The organism is Vibrio fujianensis (assembly GCF_002749895.1).
GTDB lineage: Bacteria > Pseudomonadota > Gammaproteobacteria > Enterobacterales > Vibrionaceae > Vibrio > Vibrio fujianensis.
Genome location: NZ_NBUS01000041.1, coordinates 67,075 through 68,217, shown reverse-complemented (window position 1 = coordinate 68,217; position 1,143 = coordinate 67,075). Strand labels below are relative to the sequence as shown.

Annotated in this window: 1 protein-coding gene; it reads left to right on the top strand. The window is 42.2% G+C overall.

What is annotated here, in order from left to right; all coding sequences use genetic code 11:
* Nucleotides 1–450 precede the first annotated feature (450 nt).
* Nucleotides 451–1,143 (top strand): PTS sugar transporter subunit IIC (locus B7C60_RS18335; protein WP_483887752.1); only part of this gene is annotated, 693 nt, incomplete at its 3' end.

Below are 1,143 nucleotides of genomic sequence, written 5' to 3'. Positions count from 1 at the left end.
CCTGCAGCTTCAAGTAGGAAGGGGATATCCGATTGGGCTAAACGAACGTCGCCAACACTGCTGCAGCGTCAAGCAAAAAAGGAATACCATTCAGCCAGTCTCTTTTGACTGGCTTTTTTTGTTTTTGGTATTGAGCGATATAAATCACATTTAAGCTTGAGTGATACAAATGTGTAGTAATAGACTCTTTTTTACTATTTCCGCTCCCCGCAAGATTAATTAAATTAGATCCATCATTTACTAAGCATGAATCAAAGCCGAATAATCCAATTAATCAATCGTTAATTTAATCAAAATCACCATCAAGAAAAGAATAAAAAGCCGTAATAAAAACACTTGATCAAATACGCCACCGATACTCAAACAATTTGGAGTTGCAGGTAGGCGGCAAGTGAATAAAAAAGGTGAGCATTAAATTATTATTTTAACTCAATCATAAGGTATAACATTATGAGTACCCTAACCGCTCAAGCTACCCATAATCGTAGCAATTTTAAAAAACTCCTCAGTACCATGAAAGGCCATCTTTTATTTGGTACCTCTCACATGTTGCCATTTATCGTCGCCGGAGGGGTATTATTGGCGCTTGCCGTCATGGCCTCTGGTAAAGGAGCCGTACCGGCTGATGGTTTATTAGCTGACATTTCTAATATTGGCATAAAAGGCTTGGTATTGTTTCCTATTATTTTAGGGGGCTTTATCGGTTATTCTATTGCGGATAAACCAGCACTTGCACCGGCAATGATCTCATCTGGTATTATGGCCGACATGGGCGGCGGTTTCCTTGGCTGTATCGTGGCAGGCTTTATTGCCGGTGGCGTGGTATTCCAACTGAAAAAAATCCCACTTTCAGCCAACATGACCGCATTGGGGGCATATTTTATTTATCCTCTGGTAGGTACAATCATTTCTGCAGGCATCGTGCTATGGGGGATCGGTGAGCCAATTAAATTATTTATGGCTTCGATGAATGAGTTTCTCGCATCCATGGCCGGAGCATCAAAGGTGGTGTTAGGGACAATTCTAGGCGGGATGACAGCCTTTGATATGGGTGGCCCAATTAATAAAGTCGCGACCCTATTCGCACAAACACAAGTCGATACCCAACCATGGCTTATGGGCGGCGTCGGTATCGCCATTTGT